Source organism: Paracoccus spongiarum (assembly GCF_030732095.1).
In the GTDB taxonomy this organism is placed as follows: Bacteria; Pseudomonadota; Alphaproteobacteria; order Rhodobacterales; family Rhodobacteraceae; genus Paracoccus; species Paracoccus spongiarum.
Genome location: NZ_JAVAMQ010000003.1, coordinates 33,667 through 53,721, shown reverse-complemented (window position 1 = coordinate 53,721; position 20,055 = coordinate 33,667). Strand labels below are relative to the sequence as shown.

Here is a 20,055-nt window from a genome sequence, read left to right as displayed (position 1 = left end):
GTAGCTTCAAGAGGGAATCTGATGCTCACCATCGGAAAACTGGGTGAGGCGGCCGGGGTGAAGGTGCCGACCATCCGCTACTACGAGCAGATCGGCCTCCTGCCCGAGCCGGAGCGCAGCGCCGGCAACCAGCGTCTATACGGAAAGTCCGCACAGGATCGGCTGGCTTTCATTCGCCACGCGCGCGAACTCGGGTTTCCGCTGGACGCCATCCGCGACCTTCTGAGCCTCTCCGACCAGCCCGACCAATCCTGCGCAGCCGCCGACATCATCGCGAAGGAGCAACTCGCTGCGGTGAAGGCCCGGATCGCGCAGCTGACGGCGCTGGAAGCCGAGCTGGAGCGGATGATCCGGCAATGCGCACAAGGGACCATCGCCGACTGCCGCGTAATCGAGTCGCTGAGCGACCATTCCCACTGCGCACATGACCACGACGTGCCGACGGCGGCGGCTGAATGACGGCGCTGCCGACCTTGACGATCTATGCCGCCGCGGCTTTGGCGCGAGATCGCGGGCTGTTTCGCCATTGTGGCGCCTCGGCGCCTCCGCGGCTTCGCTCGGGCCGGGCGTGGCGAGCCTGATCGCCTTCGGCCGGTTCCTGGCGCAGATCGACTCCGAAGCGTCTGCATCGTGGCGTCGATCCTCTGGACGTGGCTGGCCGAGCGACCCGATCGCCCGGACGTGACAGGCGGCCGCGTCTGCCTTGCGGGCGCTGCCGTGAACCCGCCCGGCCCGCGCAGCGCTGGGCATAAATCCACGCGCCGCCCTCGAACTTCTGGGGACCAGAGGAACCAAAACTGTCTCTCGACCGATTCTTGGGCAAAGGGCTACCCTTTTCCGGCGAGGATCGAGTGGTTTGCGCCTGCAGGGTGGATGGAGCCGCCTTGATCCGCCGGCCAGTACGAACGGAGGCGAACCTGATGTCCAGAAAACTGTCAAAGGATCCGGATGAACGTCAGCGCCGTACGCTCTGGACGGTTCTGCTGCTGAATGTTGCCATTGCGTTCGGCTTCTTCGCGACCGGCGCACTGGGCGACTCCAGTGCGCTGATCGCCAACGGTCTGGACAACACCTCCGACAGCTTCGTCTACGCCATCAGCCTTTTCGCGCTGTCTCGTTCGGACAAATGGAAGCGTTGGGCCGCGAACTTGTCGGGGGGCCTGCTGCTGATTCTGGCGGTTGGCATCCTGATCGATGCTGTTCGTCGCTACTACACCGGTTCCGAGCCGCTCGGCCCGCTCATGATTTCCATGGCGCTCATTGCCGCGGTCGTGAATGGCGTCTGCATCCGGCTTCTTGGTCGACTCGAGGATCCGGACGTGAATGTCAGAGCGGCCAACACCTTCAGTATCAACGACTTCATTTCAAACGGCGGAATTCTCGTCGCAGGCGGTCTCGTCTGGTGGCTGGGCAGCAATTGGCCCGATCTGGTGGTCGGTATCGCCGTCGCCGGCGTCGCCGCTTGGGGCGGCATCGGAATCCTGCGCGACGCGCATGGCGAGCACCACAAGGCGGTCCATCAAGGTGACGCCGAGACCTGAGAGAGAAGACGATGCCTCACGATCACGGCCACGCCCATATCAGCCCCGCGTCCCGCGACCGGCGGGTCACCATTGCTTATCTGGGCCAACGCGCTTGACCGGCGCCCAGATTGTCTGCCGAATCCTCTCGGGCAGCCTCGCCCTCAGCGCCTTCGCGCGCGCAAGATCGCACGGCGGCCGGCGGACGAGCGCATGACCTTCGGTCATGATCGGATCGACGTTGTCGCAGCAGGCTCACCAGCGATCTCCAGTGTCTTCCTCGGGCGGCGGACAATCTCGTACTGGATTTCGGGCTCGCCGTACTGCAGGCAGTGCAGTTCCCGCGTCATGCCGCGAACCGGGCCCAAGCAAGTTCCATGACCTTCAGTTCGAGATCGTCGAGCACCTCTACGTGCAGTTCGACGCCCCTTCGCCTCACTGACGTAGCAAGAGCCCGGCTACCGGCGCGCGCGGGCGCGCTCAGAGGAGGTCCCGGCCGGCGCGAATGTAGCCCATCGGATCGACCGCTTCACCGTTCACGCGCACCTCGTAGTGGAGGTGGGATCCCGTGGAGCGGCCCGAGTTACCCATGTCGCCGACCCGCTCGCCGCGCGCAACTTCCTGGCCCACCTCGACGCGGATGGCGTTGAGGTGCGGGTAGCGGGTCTCCAGACCGAAGGGGTGGCGAACGATGATGATCCGCCCGTAGCCGTTCTGCCAGCCGGCGAAGGTGACGACCCCGTCGGCCGTGGCGTAGACGGGGGTGCCGACAGGCCCTGCCATGTCGACCCCTTTGTGCATTTGCCCCCAGCGCCGGCCAAAGGGCGAGGTGTACCGGAAGGCGTCCTGGACCGGCATGGCGAGCGGCAGCGATTCAAGGGCCAAGCGATAGTGGCTGAGCTCGTCGAGCCGCTCGAGAATGCGGTTCGCGCGCACGGTCTCGTCATCCAGCGAGGCTATTCCCCTCGTGGAGACCGCAAGGGGACCTGTTGCAAATCGTCCGGCGCTGTCAATCGCGACGGACAATGCCGGCGGGCGCGTCATGGCTTGCTAAAGGATCCGCAGGCACCCCGCGCGTACCCGCGCAACCGCGCAACACGATGCCTCCGCCCCCGCGCTCCGCTGGCGGACACCCGACAAGAACCGATCAACAACTGTCAGCCGACCTGCCAGCGATGCCGAGCGGGCGTGAGCAGCCGCGCCAGAGCCGCCGGTCAGCATCCGTAGCGCTGCGGCGCAGCCTCACCAGAGCAGACATTCCCGATTGTCGCAGCATTTCAAGATTCGGTAGGATCGCTGTGCGGGACCAAGCAGACCTTCGCTGCAGCTGCAGTTATTTCGACCTGGGGTTGCCGAGATGCTGGAGGGAGCGCCAGATTGTTCGGCGTTACGCAGGCGGCTCCACCCGTTGCACGGCCCACCAGCTGGCCGCCGCCATAGCGCCCGCGGTCGCAAGGCACAGCGCCAGCCCGCCCAGCTGATAGCTGATCCCCGACAGCAGCGTGCCCATCAGCCGCCCCGCCGCATTGGCCATGTAGTAGAAGCCAACATCGCGCGTGATCCGCTCGGCCTGTCCGAAGGCCAGGATCAGGTAGGAATGGACCGAGGAGTTGATCGCGAAGACATAGCCGAAGGCCAGAAGCCCGAGGACCAGCAGGGCGGTAAGCCAAGGCGCCGGATCGCCCGCGACCATCACCGCAAGCGCCAGTGCGAAGGGGATCGGCACCAGTAGCCCAGCCCAACGGATCGCGTCGCGCGTCACCAAAGCCTCGGGTCGGTTGGCGCCGCCCAGAAGGCGCGGGGCAGCGGCCTGCACCGCGCCGTAGAGGATGATCCAGGCCGCCATGAAGCCGCCGACGAGAAAGAAGGCCTCGCGTCGGCCCTCGGCGGTGCCGTCCGACAGGACCGCCTGGAAGTAAATCGGGATGCCGACGACAAACCACACGTCGCGTGTGCCGAAGAGAAACATTCGCGCGAGGGACAGCCGGTTCACGCGCGGGTCGCCCGAGCGCCAGCCGGACCAGCGGTCCGAACCCTTCATCCGCCCCGGCAGCCCCGGCGGTAGGAACAGCGCCACGGCCAGCAGGATCACCGCCAGCACCGCCGCCATGCCCCAGGTCGCCGCCTGGAAACCCGCCAGCGCCAGCAGGGCCGCGCCGAGGAAGAAGCCCAGCCCCTTCACGGCATTCTTGGAGCCGGTCAGCGCCGCGACCCATCGGAAGAGCCCGCCATCCGGAGGCGCCAGCACCTTGACCGCCGATTTCGACGACATCTTCGCAAGATCCTTGGCCACGCCCGAGGCCCCCTGCACCGCCATCACAAAGATCACCGAGGCGCCGACGCTCCAGCCGGGGTCCAGCTGCGCCAGCGCGGCCAGCGCCGCGATCTGGATGCCGAGCCCGGCGTAAAGCGTCGCGGCCAGTCCGAAACGCGCGGCCAGCCAGCCGGCAGCGAGGTTCGTCACGATCCCCGCAATCTCGTAGAGTAGGAACAGGTAGGCGAGCTGCACAGGTGAGAAACCAAGGCCGTTGAAGTGCAGCAAAACGAGCATCCGCAACGCGCCGTCCGACAGCATGAAGGCCCAATAGGACGCCGTCACCGCCGCATAGGCGCGCAGCCCGTTCATGCCATGCGCTCCGCGACCATCCGAGCGATGTCCACCATCCGGCAGGCATAGCCCCATTCGTTGTCATACCAGGCGTAGATCTTCACCTGCGTGCCGTTGACAACCATGGTCGAGCCCGCATCCACGATCCCGCTGTGCGGGTCGTTGATGTAATCAGTCGAGACTAGAGGCCGAGTCTCGTAGCCGAGGATACCCTTCAGCGGACCCTCGGCAGCGGCCTTCAGGAGACTGTTCACCTCCTCGACGGTAGTCTCGTGTTCGACCTCGAAGACGCAGTCCGTCAGCGAGGCGTTGAGCAGCGGCACGCGCACGGCATGGCCGTTCAGCCGGCCCGCCAGGTCGGGATAGATCAGCGTGATGGCGGTGGCGCTGCCGGTGGTCGTCGGGATCAGGTTTGCCAGCGCCGAGCGCGCCCGGCGCATGTCCTTGGCCGGTCGGTCCACGATGGTCTGTGTGTTCGTGACGTCATGGATCGTGGTGATGGAGCCGTGGCGGATGCCCAAGGCTTCATGGATGACCTTCACAACCGGCGCGAGGCAATTGGTCGTGCAGGACGCCGCCGTCACGATGCGCTGGCTGCCGTCATAGAGATCGTGGTTGATCCCGTACACGAGGTTCAGCGCGTCCCCGTCCTTGACCGGGGCGCTGACGACGACCTTCTGCACGCCGGCGGCGAAATAGGGCGCGATCTTCGCTTCGGTCTTGAAGGCGCCCGTCGCGTCGATGACCAGACCGACTCCCTCCAGCGGCAGCGCCTCGATGGTATTCTCGCGGCTCAGCGGGATGCGGTGGCCGTCCAGCACTAGCGCATCGCCATCGGCGGCCACCGGAACTGGCCAGCGGCCATGGACGCTGTCGAACTCCATCAGCAGGGCGTGCTGGTCGGCATCCCCCTCGACGTCGTTCAGCAGGACGATTTGCGCGCCCATGCCTTCGTCGATCAGGCGCCGCAGCGCCAGCTTGCCGATGCGGCCCAGGCCGTTCACTGCGATGCGGGTCATGGGTCAGTCCTTCGCTTCGGCGTCGATCGCATCGACGCGGTTCTGCAGCGAGATGCGGTCGAGACTGGCCATGGGCAGCGCCACGAAGGCCTCGATCCGGCGGCAGAGCGCACCATAGGTCTGAGCGAAGACCAGCGCCTTCTCGGCATCGGTTCCTTGGGCCTTGACTGGGTCGGGCAGGCCCCAATGGCCAGTGATCGGCTGGCCCGGCCAGGGCGGGCATTCCTCGGCCGCCGCCGTGTCGCAGACAGTGAAGACGAAATCCATGCGCGGGGCGTCCTCGGCCTGGAACTCGGACAGGTGCTTCGAGCGCAGGGGTGCGGTGTCGTGGCCGTTCCGCTCCAGCACTTCCAGCGCGAAGGGGTTCAACTGCGTGCCGGGCCGGGTGCCGGCCGAATAGGCGTTGAAGCGTGCGCCGCCCAAGTCGCGAAGCGCGGCCTCGGCGAAGATCGAGCGGGCAGAGTTGCCCGAGCAGATGAAGAGGACGTTGAAACTTTCCGACATGGGTCTCTCCGGGGTGAGCGGCGCCAGAAGGTCGGGCCGCGCCCGTCCCAGATCTAGCGCCAGATAGGTGATGAGCGCCTCGGTCCGGTCCAGATCGACCGAGTAGAGGAGCGAGCGTCCCTCGCGCATGACCCGGGCCAGCCCGCAGCCGGTCAGGTCCGATAGGTGATGCGAGAGGGTGTTCGGCTTCAGCGCCAGCGCCTCGGCGATCTCGGTCGGCCGCACCCCGCGCGGGGCGAAGCGCATCAGCAGCCGGAAGACGGCAAGGCGGCCCGGATGGCCGAGACAGGTGAAGGCTCTGGCGGCATTATTTGCTTCCATTATTCCGGAATATCGGAAGCAACGAAAAAGTCCAGTGAAGTTTCGATGACGGTCAGGTGGCCTGGCCCCGGCCCCTCGCCCTGCCTTGCGTCAGGGACCGTTCCTGTCGTCGCCGGACGGGCGATCTGATTCGGATCCCGATTGGCAGCTTCGCCGCACCGAGGGAGCTGCTGTCGTCATTTGTCGTCGATTGTCATGAAATGACTTTCTATCAATAACTTACACGCCCGTTTATGATTGAAGACATCACGGTCACGCGATCTTTGCGGGCGTGATCCGGTTCGGCGGAGGGTTTCATGACCGTGGCGCCGAGGGCCGGGATGGCAGACCACGGGGCGGGGACAGATGCCATGCGCAGTCCGAAAGGCCGAAGCGCGTCCCCCGGCACCAGGCCCGGTGTCGAACGTAGCGGCCGACCTCGAGACGCAGGGCCTGCGCGATCTCGGGGGCCTGAGCGACGGGGCGGCTCCGGCCGACACGGACAGCTGACGGCAGCGGGGACCGGCTTCGGCAATCGCCGGGGCTGGTCGTCCTATGCCGTCACTCAAGGGCTCACCAACCGACAGGGTCCTGGTTCCAGAAGTTACAGAGACACGCGCGCGAGGCGCGACCCTTGATCGACCTTGAGGTTCCGCGGTCTGCTGCCTCCCGCGTCACTTTCGGAACTAAAGCGGAGCCGAAGGCCTTTCGTGATCATGAAGCTCCTGACGCCGTTCACATCTGGGCCGCAGCGCCACTCGGCTCGATCGCTCCGAGACCCGACCCGGTCGTCGAGTCCCGCGAGGTGACTAGCGACGGCTTTTTCACCTTCGCGACCTATCACCAGCTTATGGCTGGCGCCGGCGCGATCGTTATCCTGGCGTTTTGGCTGCCCCGGCTTCTGTCTCGCGAGGAGCCGACTGCCGCTCCGCTGATGATCCTTCTGGGCGCAATGGCGTCCTTCGCGCTGCCGACATTCACGAACCCGGTGGATCCGAGATTGACGCCGCGGATCTGGGAGATTGTGAGCGAACTTGCCGTCATCATCGCATTGTTCGGGGCTGGCATGCGGATCGACCGCCTCGGTCCCCTGCAGAAGTGGTGGCCCACGATCCGACTTCTCGCCATCGCGATGCCGCTGACAATCGCCATGACTGCGTTGCTGGGGACGCTTCTGTCGGGGCTCACCTTCGCCGGCGCCCTGTTGCTGGGCGCGGTCTTGGCACCCACCGATCCGGTTCTGGCCGCCGATGTGCAGGTCGGACCGCCTCACGAAGGGCGCGAGAACGCTGTCCGGTTCACGCTCACCACCGAAGCCGGACTTAACGATGGGCTCGCTTTCCCGTTCGTCTATCTTGCCATCGCCGTCGCCCTGCAGGGACCGGATCCCGGCGCGTGGCTCGCCGACTGGCTCACCGTGGATCTCGGATACCGGATCGGTGTCGGAGTGTTAATGGGCTGGGTGGGTGCGCGTCTGCTTGGCCATGTGCTCTTCTCGGTCCCGCGTGGGGCGCTGCTGGCCGATACCGGCAGCGGGGTGATTGCGCTGGCCGGAATCATGCTGTGCTATGGCACGACCGAACTGGCCGAAGGCTACGGCTTTATCGCCGTTGCGGTCCTCGGGATGCGATTGCGGCGCATCGAGGAGGGGCACCGTTATCACGGCAGGCTTCACGACTTCTCGGCGGCGCTTGAGGAGGCCCTGACCGCACTGCTGCTGGTCGCCCTCGGCACCACACTGCCGGCCGTGTTCCAGGCACTGAGCCTCGGCGAGATTGCTCTCGCGATTCTGTTCCTTATGCTCGTCCGACCACTCTCTGGACTGATCGCGCTTCTGGGCAGCGACATGACTGCGTCTGAGCGTGGCGTGACAGCCCTCTACGGCGTGCGCGGAATCGGCTCGATCTATTACCTCAGCTACGCCCAATCGCATGTCGATTTCCTGAATGAGGACCTGCTCTGGGCAATCGTCGCGCTCGTCATCCTGCTCTCCACCGTAGTCCATGGGTTTACCGTGCCTTGGGCCATGCGGAAGGTCGACGACGATCGGTGATCACAGAGATCATCGTTTGTAGCAAAGGACAGGAATGATCAGCGGCCGGTCGCCTCCGTATTCCCTGCGCGATTTCAGGACGGCATGACACGTATCCGCTGCGCTAATCCGGACGTGGCACGCATTAGCATTTGCGGACCCCCCGACAGCACGTCGCCTTCTGTCGGTGATTGTCATTAACTGTCTGTCTTATAATAATTTTGCTGTTCGGATATACTCGATCCGATGGATGCGATCTGGTCGGAATAAGACAGGGGCGGGGTCATGGGCACGCGAGCGAAGCAGCAGGCGATGGAGATCAGGCAGACCTCGGTCGACGCCCTGGTCCCCCATGCGCGGAACGCCCGCACCCACAGCGACGCGCAGGTGGCGCTGATCGCCGGGTCGATCCGCGAGTTCGGCTTCAACAACCCGGTGCTGGTCGATGGCGCGAACGGCATCATCGCGGGGCATGGACGGGTGCTGGCGGCGCGCAAGCTGGGCCTTTCCGAAGTGCCGGTGATCGAACTTGCGCATCTGGACGACGCCCGGAAGCGCGCCTACATCCTGGCCGACAACAAGCTGGCCGAGCGGGCCGGATGGGACCACGACCTTCTGGCGCTGGAGGCCGGCGATCTGGCCGGGCTGGGCGTCGACATCGCCTCGCTCGGCTTCGAGACGGCCGAGATCGACGCCCTGCTGAACGGCGGCGCGTCCGATCCGCGCGAGGAAGAGGTCCCCGCGCCGCCCGCCATCCCGGTCTCGCGCCCGGGCGATCTGTGGTTTCTTGGCGCCCACCGGCTGGCTTGCGGCGATGCCACCGATGCCGCCGCCGTCGCCCGCCTGCTGGACGGGATCCAGCCGCATCTGATGGTCACCGACCCGCCCTATGGCGTGAACTACGACCCGGCCTGGCGCAACGCGGCGGGTGCGGCCAAGACGAAACGCACCGGCCGCGTGCTGAACGACGACCGGGCCGACTGGCGCGCGGCCTGGGCGCTGTTTCCCGGAGAGGTGGCCTATGTCTGGCATGGCGCGCTGCATGCCGGCACCGTCGCCGACAGCCTGACCGCCAGCGGCTTCGACATCCGCAGCCAGATTATTTGGGCGAAGGAACGGCTGGTCCTGTCACGCGGCCATTACCACTGGCAGCACGAACCCTGCTGGTACGCGGTGCGTGGCAGCGGGCACTGGTCCGGCGATCGCAGGCAGACGACGCTGTGGCAGATCCCCGGCCGCGACCAGGACGCAACGACCGTGCACGGCACCCAGAAGCCGGTCGACTGCATGCGCCGGCCGATCCTGAACAATTCGAGCCCCGGACAGGCGATCTACGAGCCGTTCTGCGGCTCGGGCACCAGCGTGATCGCGGCGCAGACCACCGGGCGATCCTGCCTCGCGATGGAGCTGGACCCCGCCTATGTCGATGTCGCCCTGATCCGCTGGCAGGCCTTCACCGGCCTGCAGGCGGTGCTCGGGGACGGGCGCGACTTTGCCAGCGTGGCCTGCGACCGCGCAAGGGAGGTGGCCTGATGGCGCAGGCAGATCACCGATCCCGCCCCGGGGGGGGGCGTCCGAAAGCGGACAGGCCGTGCCAGCGGACCGGCGGGGGGAGGACATCTGTCACGCCCGCGAAATTGGCGACCGGGTCTCTCTTGCCGCGTCATCGCCGGATTGCGTCGGATTGCCGGGATTTCCGGCCTTGGGTGCGCCGGATATGCCGCGCATTGGTCGACCAACTCGGGGGGTGCGGGCGTGAGGGGCCGCGCGCGTGCCGCCCGCCGGTCGCAACAGGCCGCATCGACACGGGCCCGCTGAGATGAGAGGCCGCAAGCCGAAGCCGACAGCGCTGAAGCTGCTCGAGGGCAATCCCGGCAAGCGTCCGATCAGCGGGCAGGAACCGAAGCCGCCGTCCGGCGCCCCGACCTGCCCCGCCCATCTGTCGCCGACGGCCAAGGCCGAATGGAAGCGCCTGGCGGGGGTGCTGAACGGCATCGGCCTGCTGACCCGGATCGACCGCGCGGTGATGGCCGCCTATTGCCAGAGCTATGGCCGCTGGGTCGAGGCCGAACGCAAGCTGGCCGAGACGCCTGCGATCCTCAAGACCCCGGCGGGCTATCTTCAGGTCAGCCCCTGGATGGGCATTGCCAACAAGCAGGTCGAGCTGATGACCCGGCTGATGGCCGAGCTTGGCCTTTCGCCATCCGCTCGCGCACGCCTCGCCATCCAGGTCCCGACCGACACGACGCCCTGGGAGTGGGACTTCTAGGCGGGGTGGCAATCCCCCAAGCCGCAGCCGGAGCTGAGGCGGGAGGGGCTGCCCTCGGCGAACCCGTCGAGACGCGCTCGTCGGCGTCTTCGACATCACCAAGGTCGGCTCCCAGGCCTGGACGGTCGGCGCCAAGGTCTATTGGGACGACACCAACAAGCGCTGCACCACGGTCGCGACCGACAACACCCTGATCGGCGTGGCAGTCGAGGCGGTGGCGAGCGGCGCGGGCGACACCGTCGGCCGGGTGCGCCTGAACGCGGCGTTCTGATGAGCGCCTTCGCCGCCGCCGTCGGCGCGCTCTTCGCCGATCCGAACATCGGCCGGGACGCGGTCTATATCGCCGACGGCGGCGCGCCCGTGCTGGTGCGCGTCGTCGCCCGGCGTGCCGATGCGGTCACCGACTTCGGCGACGCGCGGCTCTGGTCCGAAACCACCCGGATCGACCTGCGCGTGGCCGAGGTGGCGAACCCGCGTCCCGGCGACCGCATCGAGATCGAGGGCGACGCCTTCCTCATTCAGGGCGAACCCGCCCGCGACCGCGAGCGGCTGGTCTGGACCGTCGATCTGAGGCCCGCGTGAAACTGAAGCTCGACATCGATCCCGACATCGTCGCGATGATGGCGGCCGAGGTCGCAGCGGGCGAACGCGCGGTGACGGCCGCGATGCGCGAGGCCGGGACCGGGTTGAAAGCGGCGTGGCGGTTGCAGATCACCGGCGCAGGGCTCGGCACACGGCTCGCCAACTCGATCCGGAGCCAGAACTTCCCGAGGTCGGGCGAGAGCCTGGACGCGGCGGCACTGGTCTGGTCGAAGGCCCCGGTCATCGTGGGCGCCCATGACACGGGGCCGCTAATCCGTTCGAAGAACGGGTTCTGGCTGGCGATCCCGCTGCCTGCGGCGGGCAAATCCCTGCGCGGCGGAAGGATCACGCCCGGCGAATGGGAACAACGCCGCGGATTGCGGCTACGGTTCGTCTATCGCCGCACCGGACCGAGCCTGCTCGTGACCGAGGGACGGCTGAACACGAAAGGACGCGCGGTGGCCTCGCGGTCGAAGACCGGCCGGGGCGTCGTCACCGCGCCGATCTTCCTGCTGGTGCCGCAGGTCAAGCTGCCGAAGCGGCTGGACCTCGCGCGGGATGCAGATCGGGCATTGGACAGCGTGCCGGGGCTGATCGTGGCGAATTGGGTGGAGGCGAAGATTTGATCCGCGCCATGACAAGATCGGCTTCATGTCAAGCCCACAGACGCCAGCGCGACACCGGCCAGCGCACAGCCCGCAAGGACCGTCACGGCGCCCAGCCTGAAGCGGAACACCGCCACAAGCGCGGCAAGCACCAGTGCCGCAGCCGCGAGGTTCACCGTCGACCAGACGGGCACATCCAGATCGAGGCCGTACGCTGTAACGGTCCGCACCTCGTCGAAGACGACATGCAGACCGAACCAGACGGCAAGGTTCAGGATGACGCCCACCACGGCCGCGGTGATGGCGGTCAGGGCGGCGGTCAGCACTGCGTTGTCGCGCAGACGCTCGATGAAGGGCGCGCCGAGGAAGATCCACAGGAAGCAGGGAACGAAGGTCACCCACGTCGTCAGCAGCCCGCCGAGCGTTGCCGCCATCAGGGGCGACAGGCCGCTCGCCTCGCGGAAAGCACCCATGAAGCCCACGAATTGCGTCACCATGATCAGCGGGCCGGGCGTGGTCTCCGCCATCCCGAGCCCGTCCAGCATCTCACCGGGAGCAAGCCAGCCGTAGTTCTGCACCGCCTCCTGTGCGACATAGGCCAGCACCGCATACGCGCCGCCGAAGGTCACCACGGCCATGACGCTGAAGAAGCCCGCGATCTGCGAAAACACGTTCTCTGGCCCAAGTACCGCGAACAACAGTCCAACCGGCGCCAGCCAGAGCGCGAGGAACACCCCAGAGATGCGAAACGCCCAACCCCGGTTGACCTGCGTGTGATCAGGCGATTCCTCGCCCAGCAGCGTATCGGCGTCGTCGACCTGGACCTTGCCGACCTTGCCGTGTCCGTCGCCGCCATGGAATGCGGGCAGGCCCGCACGCGCGCCGAAGAACCCGATCAGGCCAGCAACGAGGATGATGAGCGGAAACGGAATGGCGAAGCCGAAGATCGCCATGAAGGAGGCGGCGGCGATGGCGACCATCGCCCCGTTTTTAAGCGCGCGCGATCCGATGCGGATCACCGCCTGCACCACGATGGCCAGCACCGCCGCCTTGAGCCCGAAGAACAGTGCCTCGACCGGGCCGACATTGCCGTAGAGGGCATAGATCCAGCTGAGCGCCATGATCGCCACGACGCCGGGCAGCACGAACAGGACGCCCGCGATGATGCCGCCGAGCGTGCGGTGCATCAGCCAGCCGATATAGACGGCGAGCTGCATTGCCTCCGGCCCCGGCAGGAGCATGCAGTAGTTGAGCGCATGGAGGAACCGTTTCTCGCCCAGCCAGCGCTGCTCCTCGACGAGGATCCGGTGCATGAGCGCGATCTGTCCGGCCGGACCGCCGAAGCTCAACAGGCCGATGCGGGCCCAGATGCGGGTGGCCGCGGCCAGCGTGGGGTATGCGCGGTCCTGCATCAGTCTGCCTTCGGCTTGTTGGTGGGCCAGTTGTGGGTCTCGTCGGTGGCGTCCCGCGCCCAACGAAAGAAGGCGTCGTAAAGCAGCATCCCGGCCTCCAGCTGCTCCAGATCGTCGGAATACATCCGCGACAGGCCGAGCGAAGCCGCAAGCAGACCGGCGGCCTCGGGTGCGAGGTCGAGCCGGGCCGTATCGGCGCCGCGCACGATTGTGGCGAGCCGGTCGAGGGCGGGAATGCTCAGGCCGAACTCGGCCAGCATCACGTCGAAGGTGCAGAGGTCGTCCCGGTGGCTCCAGAACACGCCTTCGATGTCGAAGGGCGATGCGTTGTAGCGTTCGGCGACGCCGATCACCTCGGCGGGCGCCACGAACAGGATGATCGCCCGGGGATCGAGAAAGCGCCGGATCAGCCAGGGACACGCGATGCGGTCGATCTTGGGGCGCGAGCGGGTGACCCAGATGGTGCGGCCCTGCGCGTCGCGCGCGGGCAGCTTCACCGGATCGATCAGCGGCAGGCCGGCGGAGCGCCATGCCTCGAACCCGCCCTCGAGATACTCGGACGGGCAACCTTCGGCGCGAAGCAAGGCGGCAGTGCCCTGACTGCGCCGGTGACCGGCCTGACAAACGGCGATCGAAGGCTGGCCGCCGAGCTGTGGCGCGAGGGCGGCGAGCGCCTGGTCGTCGATCCGGACAGAACCTGGGAGCAATCGTGGATCGGCGGCGAAATCTTCCTCGGACCGCACGTCGAGCAAAAGCGGTGCGCGGGGGGTTCCGATGATGCGGGTGAGCTTGTCGAACGAAATGGCATTGGGCGCAGGCATGTGCGTTCCTCCGTCGCCGGGGTTGAACAGGAACGCGATCTTCAGCTGGCGCCTCGTGGGGAGCTCGCAATCCCCATGGGTCCAGTTACCGGAAGTGCTCTGAAACTGTCAAGAATTGCAAAGGTCAAGCTGCCCATGTTCGGGCGCTTCGGACATCGAAGAGACCCTCCATGCCCACCCCCCGCGAAACCACCCTCGCCGCGCTGCACGCGCGGCTCTCGGCGCTGCCTGCCACCGCCCTGCGCGGCGAGGTGCTGCCCGAGCGCGTGCCGGCCGAGGGCCTGCTGATCCTGCGCGACGGCGAGCCAGGCGAGCCGGAGGTGACGCTCTCGCCGCTGCGCTACCACTACCAGCACCGGGCCGAGATCGAGGCCGTCGTGCAGGGCGCCGACCGTGACGCCGCCTTCGACACGCTGACCGCGAGCATCGGCGCAGCACTTGCCGACGACCGCACTTTGGGCGGGCTCTGCGACTGGGTCGAGGCGGAAGCGCCACGGCCCGTCGATCTGCCGGTCGAGGGCGCGGCCAGCCTCAAGGCGGCGGTCATTCCGGTCGTCTTGCATTATTCAGCTGACGACCCGCTTGGGTGAACCTGCGGCCAGCCTGTAGGCCGCGTTCGGCGGGACGACAGTCCACTGGACTGTCGTCTGATCCGCCTCACTCCCGGTGGTGCTGCACTATTCCACGGCCGATCCGCTCGGCTGATCCCGACAACCCGAGGAGAACACAATGGCACGAGCCCAGGGGGCGCGGGCGCTGATGGCGCTTGCGTTCGAAACGACCTATGGAACGCCGCCCGCCAGCGGCTTCACGACGCGCATCGCGTCCGAGTCCTTCCCGATGGCGGTCCCGCCCGAGGAAGCCGAGCGGCGCTGCCGCCGCGCGCTGATGGAGGCGTGGGTGGGCCGCGAGACGGCGGCGTTCCGTTTGCCGCCCTCGCGGCTCGCGCTGGATCCGGCCGACGCGATCCGGCTCGCGCATGACGGGAGGCTGGTCGATCTGCGGCTCGTCTCCATCGCCGACGCAGAGGCGCGCGGCATCGAGGCGGTCCGCCAGGACCGCGCGACCTACGACCTGCCGCCCGGCGATCCCCGCGCGGCGTCGCTGACGCGCGCCGTGGTGTTCGGCGCGCCGGATGCGGTGCTGATGGACCTGCCGCAGCTGACCGAGGACCAGCCGGCGCATCGGCCACTGGTTGCCGCGCACGCGGTTCCCTGGCCGGGCGAGATGGCGGTGTTTCGCAGCCCCTCGACCGATGGCTTCGATTTACTGACCACGTTTGGCACCTTCCGGCCCTGGCTCGAGGCGCAACTCTCGCGCATTCCGCGGTCGTCAAAGCTGGCAGAAGACATCCGATATACGCTCGGCATCTGGCCGGGGCTGACGCGCTTCCTCGAGGACGGACGGCTCGAGCCCGACACCAACCCGGTCGAGAACCAGATCCGCCCGATCGCGCTGACACGGAAGAACGCCCTCTTCGCCGGCCACGAGGTAGGGGCCGAGAACTGGAGGATGCTCGCCTCCCTGATCGCCACCTGTGAAATGAGCGACGTGAACCCGTTCGACTACATCGCGCTGACCCTGCGAGCGGTCCTCGACGGCCGTCCGGGGCGCCGGTTCGAGGACCTCATGCCTTGAAGCTTCGATCAGGGGTCAAGCCTCGCTGCATAGGGATCGGCGAGGCGCTTACTACATAAACGACAGGTTCAAGCCTGCTTGATCCTCATGGCATACACGGACCGAGTAGACCCTCGGAGAAGACAAGCCGGGTAGACCGGACTCGGGTAGCAGCTCAAAGGCTCTTGCGCCGGGACCGCGGATCATCGGAAGCACCCCAAGTGTGGCGCTTAGCCCTTGCCCAGGTAAGGGATCGATCCTGCCAAGTCGGTGTCGTCGATCAGGTAGAGGTTGCTGACGCTGCCGGCCTTTCGTGCCTCGACGAAGGGCGCATAATCCGGGTCGTTAGCGAACTGGAACGCCGCCTCGCGCGTGGGGAACTGGATCAGCGCGATCAGTGAGGCATCCGGGGCTTCGCCCTCCAGCGCCTCGATCCTGCCGCTGCGCGACAGGTAGCGGCCACCGTGGCGGGCCGCGATGTCGTGCACCTTGGCGGCGTAGTCGGGAACCCAGCTGTCATCGGTGACCTTCACCTCGGCGATCACATAGCATGGCATCGGTACTTTCCTTTTTCGCTGTTGTTGAAAGATCGTCCTGCAGTGGGCAGGGCCGCAGCCCTGCCCTGTGGTCATGCCGCCAGCCTCTGCGACCGGTACCAGGCCGTCTCGAAGTCGATGTAGCCGGTGAAGGATACCGGGTCGCCGAAGGGCAGGATCTGGGTGGCCCAGAAGCCGCCGACGCCATTCCGCCGGTCGATCCAGTAGAACAGGTTGGCCAAGCCTGCCCAGCCCAGCGCGCCCGCCGGACGGCCGGTCGGTGCGGGCTCGTCGTTGACCATGAAAGGCAGTGACCAGGACTTGGAGAGGCCCGGGAAGAACTCGGCGTCGTTCGACAGGGACGGGATAACGCCTGGCAGCATGGTGACCTTCGCATCGCCAAGGTGGTTGCGTTCGGCCATGGCGACCGTCTCGGGCTTCAGCACCTGCCCGTTCTCGCCGCGTCCGTCGTTCAGCCACATGCGGATGAAGCGCATGTAGTCCCCGACGGTTCCGTAAAGGCCATGCCCGCCCATGTGGATCTCGGGCTTGTCGGGCAGTTCGAAGTCGGTCGCCGTCAAGCTACCGTCGGCATTGCGCGTATGCATTCCGGCCAGCCGGGCACGCAGGCGGTCGTTCAGTTCGAAGGTCATGTCGGTGATGCCAAGCGGCTCGAAGATGCGGGACTGGAAGACCTCGCCCAGGCGCTTGCCGGTGATGCCCTCGACCACCTGGCCGACCCAGTCGATGTTGCTGCCGTATTCCCAACGCTCGCCGGGGTCGAATTGCAGGGGCGTCATGATGGCCGCCCGCGAGGCGGTGATCACGCTCGGCTGGCCCTTGTCCTGCGCGAGCCGGTTGTAGGTCTCGCTGAAGAAGTCGTAGCCGAAGCCCCCGGTATGGGTCAGAAGCTGCCGCGTGGTGACCTTGCGTTTCGGCGCCCGCAGGATCGGCTCGCCCTGCGCGTCGAAGCCCTCGATCACCTGCAACGTGCCGATATCGGGCGCATAGGTTTCGGCCGGGGCGTCGAGATCCAGCCTGCCTTCCTCGACCAGTTGCAGCGCAGCCGTGGCGGTGATCGCCTTGGTGGTCGAGAACAGCGCGAAGACGCTGTCCACCGTCATCGGCTCGTCGCGGTCAAGCCTGCGCTGCCCCGCCGCGCCTTCGTAGAAATTGCCCTGCCGGTCTGTCGCCATCGCGACGACCCCCGGCACCCTCGGCTCGCTGGTGACGACGCCGTTCAGCACGCGGTCGGCGGCGGTCCTGAAATCCTCGTTCATCCTGTCCTCCCTTGCGGTTCCCGTTGTGCGACCGCGCCGGCGCCTCCCCGCGCCGGCGCGGTCCTGTTCATGCCATCGTGAAGCTAGGATAGCCGGCCGCAGCCTCCTCGGCGCATTTGCGGCGATAGGTGCCGACGCCGCCGGTATAGGACAGCACGCGGCGCGGCTTGCCCGGCACGTTCGATCCCAGGTACCAGGAATTGGTCTTCGAGATCAGGTTCGCGCTGGCCGTCTCGTCATGGTGCCGGACCCAGGCTTCCTCACCTTCCGCCGTCGGCTCGATCACCGTCTTGCCCTGTTCCCGCATGGTGCGGATCGTGTCGGTGATCCATTCCGTCTGCTGCTGCAGACAGGTTGTCATGTTGCAAAGTGCAGCAGAGGGCGCGAGCGGCACCGCCGTCGTGAACATGTTCGGATAGCCATGCACCATCAGCCCCATGGTGGTGCGGATGTCGCGGCCCCAGTCCTCGCGCAGCGAACGCTCGCCGCGGCCCCGGATGTCGATCCGCGTCAGGGCGCCTGTCCCGGCGTCGAAGCCGGTCGCGAGGATGATGACATCGAGGTCGTAGCGGGTGCCATCCGCCAGCTCGATCCCCTCAGGCGTGATGCGGGCGATGGGGTTGTCCCTGACCGGCACGGCCTCGACATTCGGGCGCAGGTAGACCTCCAGGCAGTTCATCTCCAGCGGCACGCGATGGGTGCCGAAGCCGTAATCGGTCGGGATCAGCAGCTCGCACAGCTTTCGGTCCTTCAGCCGGGCGCGCATCTTCTCGCGCACGAACTCGGACACCTGCTCGCTTACCTCGGGGTCGAAGAACATCTCGCCGAAGGACCCCAGCCACAGCTTGAGCGAACCGTTCTCGTGGCAGTCCTCAAGATGGGCGCGGCGTTCCTCGGGGGTCAGGTCCTTCCATTGCTTCTCGAAGTCGTGTTCGAAGCCGGTGAAGGTGTTTGGCAGCGTCTGGCGCAGTTCCTCGAACCGCGCCTTGTAGGCGGCGACCTCCTCGGGGCCGTACGAGGGGTTCTTCATCGGCAGCACATACTGCGGCGTCCGCACGAAGACCTTAAGCTCGGCAACCTTGTCGGCGATGGTCTGGATCACCTGGATGCCGGTGGCGCCGATGCCGACCACGCCGACCCGCTTGCCCGCAAGGTCGATGTCCTCCTTGGGCCAGCGCGAGGTGTGGACGATCTGGCCCTTGAAGTCATCCTGACCGGGGAACACGTCCGCCATGGGCGCCGACAGCATCCCGCCGCAGGTCACAAGGAACTGGGTGTCATAGACCTCGCCCTTGTCGGTGGTGACGGTCCAGCGGTTCCGGTCCTCGTCGAAGACGGCGCTGGTGATCGTGGTCGAGAAGCTGATGTCGCGCCGCAGGTCCAGGCTGTCGGCGATATAGCCCAGCCAGCGCTCGATCTCGGGCTGCTCGGGAAAGCGCGAGCTCCAGGACCAGTTCTTGTAGAGATCCTCCGAGAACAGATACTGGTAGATATAGGCTTCCGAGTCGAACTTGGCGCCCGGATAGCGGTTCCAGTACCAGGTGCCGCCCACGTCGCTGGCCGTGTCGAAGGCCCGCACCTTCAGGCCCAGCTGGCGCAACTGGTGCAACTGGTAAAGCCCCGCCACTCCGGCCCCGATGATCAACGCGTCCAGCACCTGCTGGCCCGTCGATGCCTCGGCCTGCGGCAAGATATGAGAATCCAGAGCCATTTCCTTTCCTCCTCCTGAACAGGGTCCCTCCCCGGACCCTCGACCAGGGGCAGCACCTGCCCCGGGTTATCGAAAGACTATGAACGGCGCTCCTGTCGGTCTTGAACGAATGAAACACTCTCTTGAACGATCCGGTGATCGGTGCCGACCCGCACCTGCCCCGGTGTCGCGCCGAGATGCGACCGGAAGACGCGCGTCATGTGCGCCTGATCCGAGAAGCCCGCCGCTGCGGCGATCTGCTTCAGCAAGAGCGAGCGGTCGGACATGAGCCTACGCGCCCGCTCCACCCTTCGGGCGGTGATGAGGCCATGGGCCGAGCAGCCGAGCGTGCTGCGCAGCAGGCGGTTCAGCGTCCAGACACCCACGCCGAGGGCCGCCGCCACGCCCTCGGTCGTCAGCCTGCCTTCCAGGTTGGCGTCGATATAGTCGTCGAGCAGGCGGCGCTGAGCCGGGGTCAGCTGACGGGGCGCCTTCTCGCGGAACTGGCAGGTGGCATAGTTGCGCAGCAGGTGAACCGCCAACTGGATCGACACCGCCTCGGCATAAAGCGGGCTGCCATCGCCGCCGCGCCGGACCTCTCGGAGAACCTCCGAGGCAATGGCGGTGAGCGTGGAGTCGCTGCCGTGTAGGACGTCATGAAGCGTCACCTCGGCCACGTCGCGGCCCTGCATGTCGCCGGCGACCTTCGCAAGAACCTCGCCGGGCAGATAGACGTGCGAGACGTCAAGCGGCCGTGTCCAATGCCAGTGGGAATCGGTCGCAAGGCTCAGCAGCGAGAAGATGCCGGGCTGGCATTCCGCCCGCGACCAGCGCCCGCCGACCTGCCGATCCATCGGGGTAACCCCTTGCAGGTAATGGACGATCATGTAGTGATCCATCGGAGGGATCGCGACGTCGAGGCCGCGATAGCGGTAGGTGCGCTGGCCGATGCCCTTCCAGCGCAGATCGCCACTGTCGGTCAGGATGTCGCCCGGCACCCAGAGCGGAAGCTCCTCAGGCGTAATCAGCTGGGCATCGCGCGCGACAGGAATAGGCCTAGCGGTCACGGCATCGCCCCGGCACGACACAAGCGACAATCACGTTCAAACAGGCCTGACAGCCGCATGGAAACCTCCTGGCAAGACTTGGTGTGCTGGACGCCTCTCGCTAAAGGATCGCTGCGTCAGCCTCTCACGAGAGGGCTTCGCGGCGCAACATTTCTTTCGTCGGATGAGCCATGAAGGATCTGAAGCCGCACAT

Annotated in this window: 19 protein-coding genes and 3 pseudogenes; 12 read left to right on the top strand and 10 right to left on the bottom strand. The window is 66.6% G+C overall.

The genetic code is table 11. The features are described from left to right. The first annotated feature begins 21 nt into the window (after positions 1 to 21). The 3 genes and pseudogenes from Q5Y72_RS04010 to Q5Y72_RS03995 form a co-directional block, all read left to right on the top strand. Positions 22 to 459, top strand: a complete 438-nt coding sequence (locus Q5Y72_RS04010) for a MerR family transcriptional regulator (protein ID WP_036700253.1) — start codon at positions 22 to 24, stop codon at positions 457 to 459. A 461-nt stretch (positions 460 to 920) separates the two neighbouring features. Then, complete coding sequence (locus Q5Y72_RS04000; RefSeq protein WP_052042060.1) at positions 921 to 1,541, top strand: cation efflux transmembrane domain-containing protein; 621 nt, start codon at positions 921 to 923, stop codon at positions 1,539 to 1,541. Positions 1,542 to 1,552: 11 nt separating this feature from the next. Beyond that, positions 1,553 to 1,772, top strand: a pseudogene (locus Q5Y72_RS03995) (cation diffusion facilitator family transporter); the annotation flags it as partial. Positions 1,773 to 2,000: 228 nt separating this feature from the next. Here Q5Y72_RS03995 and Q5Y72_RS03990 read toward each other — a convergent pair. The 4 genes from Q5Y72_RS03990 to Q5Y72_RS03975 form a co-directional block, all read right to left on the bottom strand. After that, on the bottom strand, positions 2,001 to 2,564 hold the full coding sequence (locus tag Q5Y72_RS03990) for a M23 family metallopeptidase (protein WP_371930755.1): 564 nt from the start codon (positions 2,562 to 2,564) through the stop codon (positions 2,001 to 2,003). A gap of 343 nt (positions 2,565 to 2,907) precedes the next feature. After that, entirely contained in the window at positions 2,908 to 4,146 is a 1,239-nt protein-coding gene (arsJ, locus tag Q5Y72_RS03985) for an organoarsenical effux MFS transporter ArsJ (RefSeq protein WP_305962124.1), read from the bottom strand. Next, a complete protein-coding gene (locus Q5Y72_RS03980) occupies positions 4,143 to 5,147 on the bottom strand; it encodes an ArsJ-associated glyceraldehyde-3-phosphate dehydrogenase (RefSeq protein WP_305962123.1) in 1,005 nt (334 codons plus the stop codon). The genes arsJ and Q5Y72_RS03980 overlap by 4 nt, the downstream gene beginning before the upstream one ends. Positions 5,148 to 5,150: 3 nt before the next feature. Continuing rightward, positions 5,151 to 5,972: an arsenate reductase/protein-tyrosine-phosphatase family protein gene (locus Q5Y72_RS03975; RefSeq protein WP_305962122.1), complete on the bottom strand. Its 822-nt coding sequence runs from the start codon at positions 5,970 to 5,972 to the stop codon at positions 5,151 to 5,153. 613 nt (positions 5,973 to 6,585) lie between these two features. On the opposite strand from Q5Y72_RS03975, the gene Q5Y72_RS03970 reads away from it, so the two are divergent. From Q5Y72_RS03970 to Q5Y72_RS03945, 6 genes and pseudogenes are all read left to right on the top strand, one after another. Next, positions 6,586 to 8,004: a cation:proton antiporter gene (locus tag Q5Y72_RS03970; protein WP_305962121.1), complete on the top strand. Its 1,419-nt coding sequence runs from the start codon at positions 6,586 to 6,588 to the stop codon at positions 8,002 to 8,004. A 264-nt stretch (positions 8,005 to 8,268) separates the two neighbouring features. Continuing rightward, positions 8,269 to 9,516: a site-specific DNA-methyltransferase gene (locus Q5Y72_RS03965; RefSeq protein WP_305962120.1), complete on the top strand. Its 1,248-nt coding sequence runs from the start codon at positions 8,269 to 8,271 to the stop codon at positions 9,514 to 9,516. A gap of 286 nt (positions 9,517 to 9,802) precedes the next feature. Beyond that, positions 9,803 to 10,252, top strand: a complete 450-nt coding sequence (locus tag Q5Y72_RS03960) for a phage terminase small subunit P27 family (RefSeq protein ID WP_305962119.1) — start codon at positions 9,803 to 9,805, stop codon at positions 10,250 to 10,252. Next, a pseudogene (locus Q5Y72_RS03955) lies at positions 10,186 to 10,523 on the top strand (DUF2190 family protein). Before Q5Y72_RS03960 ends, Q5Y72_RS03955 begins: the two are co-directional and overlap by 67 nt. Then, positions 10,523 to 10,834: a head-tail joining protein gene (locus Q5Y72_RS03950; RefSeq protein WP_305962118.1), complete on the top strand. Its 312-nt coding sequence runs from the start codon at positions 10,523 to 10,525 to the stop codon at positions 10,832 to 10,834. The pseudogene Q5Y72_RS03955 and the gene Q5Y72_RS03950 overlap by 1 nt, the downstream one beginning before the upstream one ends. Next, positions 10,831 to 11,460, top strand: a complete 630-nt coding sequence (locus Q5Y72_RS03945) for a DUF6441 family protein (RefSeq protein WP_305962117.1) — start codon at positions 10,831 to 10,833, stop codon at positions 11,458 to 11,460. The genes Q5Y72_RS03950 and Q5Y72_RS03945 overlap by 4 nt, the downstream gene beginning before the upstream one ends. Before the next feature lie 23 nt (positions 11,461 to 11,483). Here the strand turns inward: Q5Y72_RS03945 and chrA are convergent, their stop codons facing one another. Together chrA and Q5Y72_RS03935 are read right to left on the bottom strand one after the other, a co-directional pair. Beyond that, positions 11,484 to 12,851 (bottom strand): chromate efflux transporter, encoded by a 1,368-nt coding sequence (gene chrA, locus Q5Y72_RS03940; protein WP_305962116.1) that lies wholly within the window; start codon positions 12,849 to 12,851, stop codon positions 11,484 to 11,486. Next, on the bottom strand, positions 12,851 to 13,672 hold the full coding sequence (locus Q5Y72_RS03935) for a chromate resistance protein ChrB domain-containing protein (RefSeq protein ID WP_305962115.1): 822 nt from the start codon (positions 13,670 to 13,672) through the stop codon (positions 12,851 to 12,853). Before Q5Y72_RS03935 ends, chrA begins: the two co-directional genes overlap by 1 nt. Before the next feature lie 170 nt (positions 13,673 to 13,842). On the opposite strand from Q5Y72_RS03935, the gene Q5Y72_RS03930 reads away from it, so the two are divergent. The 3 genes and pseudogenes from Q5Y72_RS03930 to Q5Y72_RS03920 all read left to right on the top strand — a co-directional run bounded on the left by Q5Y72_RS03930 (position 13,843) and on the right by Q5Y72_RS03920 (position 15,310). Then, positions 13,843 to 14,262, top strand: coding sequence for an acyl-CoA transferase (locus Q5Y72_RS03930; protein WP_305962114.1), 420 nt, complete (start codon positions 13,843 to 13,845; stop codon positions 14,260 to 14,262). A 220-nt stretch (positions 14,263 to 14,482) separates the two neighbouring features. Continuing rightward, a pseudogene (locus Q5Y72_RS03925) lies at positions 14,483 to 14,959 on the top strand (phage tail protein); the annotation flags it as partial. Further along, on the top strand, positions 14,942 to 15,310 hold the full coding sequence (locus Q5Y72_RS03920; RefSeq protein WP_371930764.1) for an IS66 family transposase: 369 nt from the start codon (positions 14,942 to 14,944) through the stop codon (positions 15,308 to 15,310). The pseudogene Q5Y72_RS03925 and the gene Q5Y72_RS03920, both read left to right, overlap by 18 nt. A 209-nt stretch (positions 15,311 to 15,519) precedes the next feature. On the opposite strand, the gene Q5Y72_RS03915 is transcribed toward Q5Y72_RS03920, so the two are convergent. From Q5Y72_RS03915 to Q5Y72_RS03900, 4 genes are all read right to left on the bottom strand, one after another. After that, a complete protein-coding gene (locus tag Q5Y72_RS03915) occupies positions 15,520 to 15,846 on the bottom strand; it encodes a DUF1330 domain-containing protein (RefSeq protein ID WP_305962113.1) in 327 nt (108 codons plus the stop codon). A 71-nt stretch (positions 15,847 to 15,917) separates the two neighbouring features. Beyond that, complete coding sequence (gene acmB / locus Q5Y72_RS03910; protein ID WP_305962112.1) at positions 15,918 to 17,105, bottom strand: methyl acetate hydrolase AcmB; 1,188 nt, start codon at positions 17,103 to 17,105, stop codon at positions 15,918 to 15,920. 67 nt (positions 17,106 to 17,172) lie between these two features. Next, positions 17,173 to 18,816, bottom strand: a complete 1,644-nt coding sequence (locus tag Q5Y72_RS03905) for a flavin-containing monooxygenase (RefSeq protein ID WP_305962111.1) — start codon at positions 18,814 to 18,816, stop codon at positions 17,173 to 17,175. Between the two features lie 77 nt (positions 18,817 to 18,893). Beyond that, entirely contained in the window at positions 18,894 to 19,793 is a 900-nt protein-coding gene (locus Q5Y72_RS03900; protein ID WP_305962110.1) for a helix-turn-helix transcriptional regulator, read from the bottom strand. Between the last annotated feature and the right edge of the window lie 262 nt (positions 19,794 to 20,055).

Excerpts from the sequence above, each read along its gene's own strand:
- Q5Y72_RS03915 (WP_305962113.1), bottom strand. The coding sequence starts at position 15,846 with ATGCCATGCTATGTGATCGCCGAGGTGAAGGTCACCGATGACAGCTGG.
- Q5Y72_RS03965 (WP_305962120.1), top strand. The coding sequence starts at position 8,269 with ATGGGCACGCGAGCGAAGCAGCAGGCGATGGAGATCAGGCAGACCTCG.
- Q5Y72_RS04000 (WP_052042060.1), top strand. The coding sequence starts at position 921 with ATGTCCAGAAAACTGTCAAAGGATCCGGATGAACGTCAGCGCCGTACG.
- acmB (WP_305962112.1), bottom strand. The coding sequence starts at position 17,105 with ATGAACGAGGATTTCAGGACCGCCGCCGACCGCGTGCTGAACGGCGTC.
- Q5Y72_RS03960 (WP_305962119.1), top strand. The coding sequence starts at position 9,803 with ATGAGAGGCCGCAAGCCGAAGCCGACAGCGCTGAAGCTGCTCGAGGGC.
- chrA (WP_305962116.1), bottom strand. The coding sequence starts at position 12,851 with ATGCAGGACCGCGCATACCCCACGCTGGCCGCGGCCACCCGCATCTGG.
- arsJ (WP_305962124.1), bottom strand. The coding sequence starts at position 4,146 with ATGAACGGGCTGCGCGCCTATGCGGCGGTGACGGCGTCCTATTGGGCC.
- Q5Y72_RS03975 (WP_305962122.1), bottom strand. The coding sequence starts at position 5,972 with ATGGAAGCAAATAATGCCGCCAGAGCCTTCACCTGTCTCGGCCATCCG.
- Q5Y72_RS03980 (WP_305962123.1), bottom strand. The coding sequence starts at position 5,147 with ATGACCCGCATCGCAGTGAACGGCCTGGGCCGCATCGGCAAGCTGGCG.
- Q5Y72_RS03935 (WP_305962115.1), bottom strand. The coding sequence starts at position 13,672 with ATGCCTGCGCCCAATGCCATTTCGTTCGACAAGCTCACCCGCATCATC.
- Q5Y72_RS03930 (WP_305962114.1), top strand. The coding sequence starts at position 13,843 with ATGCCCACCCCCCGCGAAACCACCCTCGCCGCGCTGCACGCGCGGCTC.
- Q5Y72_RS03905 (WP_305962111.1), bottom strand. The coding sequence starts at position 18,816 with ATGGCTCTGGATTCTCATATCTTGCCGCAGGCCGAGGCATCGACGGGC.
- Q5Y72_RS03950 (WP_305962118.1), top strand. The coding sequence starts at position 10,523 with ATGAGCGCCTTCGCCGCCGCCGTCGGCGCGCTCTTCGCCGATCCGAAC.
- Q5Y72_RS03990 (WP_371930755.1), bottom strand. The coding sequence starts at position 2,564 with ATGACGCGCCCGCCGGCATTGTCCGTCGCGATTGACAGCGCCGGACGA.
- Q5Y72_RS04010 (WP_036700253.1), top strand. The coding sequence starts at position 22 with ATGCTCACCATCGGAAAACTGGGTGAGGCGGCCGGGGTGAAGGTGCCG.